3 protein-coding genes are annotated in these 2,378 nt (G+C 71.1%); 1 reads left to right on the plus strand and 2 read right to left on the minus strand.

Annotated features, from left to right (window positions below):
* Positions 1-551: 551 nt before the first annotated feature.
* Positions 552-737, minus strand: coding sequence for a hypothetical protein (locus M2271_RS42355; protein ID WP_280892806.1), 186 nt, complete (start codon positions 735-737; stop codon positions 552-554).
* Positions 738-928: 191 nt separating this feature from the next.
* Here M2271_RS42355 and M2271_RS42360 point away from each other — a divergent pair, with 191 nt between their 5' ends.
* A complete protein-coding gene (locus M2271_RS42360) occupies positions 929-1,765 on the plus strand; it encodes a helix-turn-helix transcriptional regulator (protein WP_280892807.1) in 837 nt (278 codons plus the stop codon).
* 73 nt (positions 1,766-1,838) lie between these two features.
* Here the strand turns inward: M2271_RS42360 and M2271_RS42365 are convergent, their stop codons facing one another.
* Positions 1,839-2,141: a hypothetical protein gene (locus tag M2271_RS42365; protein ID WP_280892808.1), complete on the minus strand. Its 303-nt coding sequence runs from the start codon at positions 2,139-2,141 to the stop codon at positions 1,839-1,841.
* Positions 2,142-2,378: the final 237 nt, after the last annotated feature.

Genomic DNA, 2,378 nt, shown 5'->3' on the forward strand with positions numbered 1-2,378 from the left:
CTGCCGGCCGCGATGCCCCACCAACCAACACATGCCTTCCGCCCGGCCCCCCCGGCGGGGGGGGGGGGGCCCCCCCGCGGCGCCCCCCGCCGGGGGGGGCCCCCCCCCCCCCCCCCCCCCCCGGCCCGGGGGCGCCCCCCCCCCCCCCCCCGGGGGGGGGGCCCCCCGCGCCGGTTTCGCCAGACGCGGGGTGGCGCGGCGAGTGGGGGCGTCTCTCACGCCTTTGAGGCAGTTGAAACAGGGGGGAGCGTGCCACGCGTCGCGACGGGGCGAACACTGCCTGCAGCGGCCCTAGTAGTGCCTGGTCAGGTTGATATGAGTGTGGGTACGTCGCGGTGGCGCGTCGGGTGCGCGGAGCCAGGCCGAGGCAGCCGGCTCCTGATCGCGAGGAGGTGCTCGACGGCATCAGCCACGAGGGCCCCGCGCCGGCACCCCTACGCAATCGCCCACGGCGAGGTCATGCCCGAGGACAGCGCGGCGGACGGCACAGGGACCCGACTGTGAGCCCTGCCGGTCGCGCCCCCTCGGTCGCGACCGGCAGGATCGTCAACTCAGCCGCACGGCACCTCGTACTTGGTCCACTTCCCGTGGACCTGTACCTCGATATAGCACTTCTTGGCGGTGTCGGTGGCCGCCGACGCCGTCACGCCGCCGCCTACGGTCATCCCGATCACCGCGACGAGTACGCCGATCGCGGAAGCCGTTCGCTGTTTGTGGGTGCGTGCACTGTGGGGCATGGTGCTCGTCCTTTCGACGGGGCACCGCCGGGCCGGCCGGCGGTGCGGTGTGTGCCCCCGGGGACAGGGGTGCGGTACGAGGATGCGACGACCGGGATGCCCGAGGGAGGTCACACCATGCCCTGGCGGGATCATGCGGCGAGGCTCGCGCCTACTGGCAGGCGCCGAGATCGGCGACAAAGATGCCTGGCATGGACACCTTCGACGCCCTACGCGACTTCCTCATCTCCCGCCGGGCCCGACTACGCCCCCAGGACGTGGGGTTACCCGACCACGGAGTCAGACGGGTGAGGGGACTGCGCCGCGAGGAGGTCGCCACGCTCGCGGCAGTCAGCGTCGAACACTACATACGGCTCGAACGCGGACAGGCGTCCCGGGTGTCGGACGCCGTGCTGGACGCCGTGGCCGAGGCGCTCCGGCTGAGCCCGGGCGAGCGTCGCTACCTGCGCAGTCTGGCGAGGCCGAGCACGGGCTCCGACCACGAGGGCTCCCGCGGCATACGGCCCAGTGTGCAGCACATCCTCGACTCGATGGCTGGCACTCCCGCCTACCTCGTGGGCCGGGGAGGCTCGATACTCGCGTGGAACCGCCTGGCGGCGGCCGTCTTCGCCGACTTCGGCGGCATCCCCGCCGCACAGCGCACCGTCGGACGGCTCGTCTTCACGGATCCGCGCGCCCGGTGGCTGTACGTCGACTGGGAGGCGAAGGCCCGCGAGGCAGTGTCGTACCTGCGGACCGAGATCGGCAAGAGGCCCCGGGACCCGGAGCTCATCCGGGAGATCGATGAACTCGCGCACCACAGCGAGGACTTCCGGCGGCTCTGGTCGGAACAGCACGTCTTGGAGACCACGCACTCGACCGTCGTCCTGCGCTGCCACCCTCCCCACCAACGGCTGGAGTTCTCCTGGGAGGGGCTCCAACTGACCAGCGACCCGGACGAGATAGTGCTCGTGTACACGACCACCCCCGGGTCGCCGTCCTCCGCGACCCTGCTGGAGATGTCCCGCGCGAGCCGGGGCGGTCGGTGACCTTGTCGGCGGTGCCGGTCTGCTGCCGCGGTGCACAGGCCTCAGCAGGCGTCGCAGACCGCTCAGCGGCAAGCTAAGCGTCTACGGCTGCCCGGAGTTGAATTTTTTCGTCGCTCGGTGAGCCGGGCGTGGCGGAGAAGACCAGCAGTTCCTGGGCTTGGTCGGGGTCCACCAGTCGCTGGCAGTACAGCTCCATCTCGCCCAGCTCCCTATGCCGGTAGCGCTTGAGGTCCTGATGGTGGGTGACGTCCACCTCGTGCAACCGCCAGAGCTCGGCGAACTCGGGGCTGACCTCCAGCAGTGCTGCGACGATCTCGCCGGCCCTGCCCGTGGTGTCCGCCGTGTACTGCCGGGCGGGTCTGCAGCAGCGTCGCACCGAACCGGGACATCACCAATGCGGGCGTATCCGAAAGCCGCTCCACGATGCGCATCATGGTCGGGCTGACGTGATCCTCACGCAGGTCCCGCCGCGGTGCGGGGTGTCCCCCGAGGTCGAAGAGGTAGTCCCGCTCACTCAGGCTGAGCCTCGATCCACCGCGTGAATGCTGATCATGGGTGTCGGGCGGGTTCCGGGTGTTTCTTCGGGGTGTGGGCAGCGGTGATTGCCGGGTGG

Origin of the sequence: Streptomyces sp. LBL (assembly GCF_029893585.1) — a bacterium.
GTDB lineage: Bacteria > Actinomycetota > Actinomycetes > Streptomycetales > Streptomycetaceae > Streptomyces.

Excerpts from the sequence above, each read along its gene's own strand:
- M2271_RS42355 (WP_280892806.1), bottom strand. The coding sequence starts at position 737 with ATGCCCCACAGTGCACGCACCCACAAACAGCGAACGGCTTCCGCGATC.
- M2271_RS42360 (WP_280892807.1), top strand. The coding sequence starts at position 929 with ATGGACACCTTCGACGCCCTACGCGACTTCCTCATCTCCCGCCGGGCC.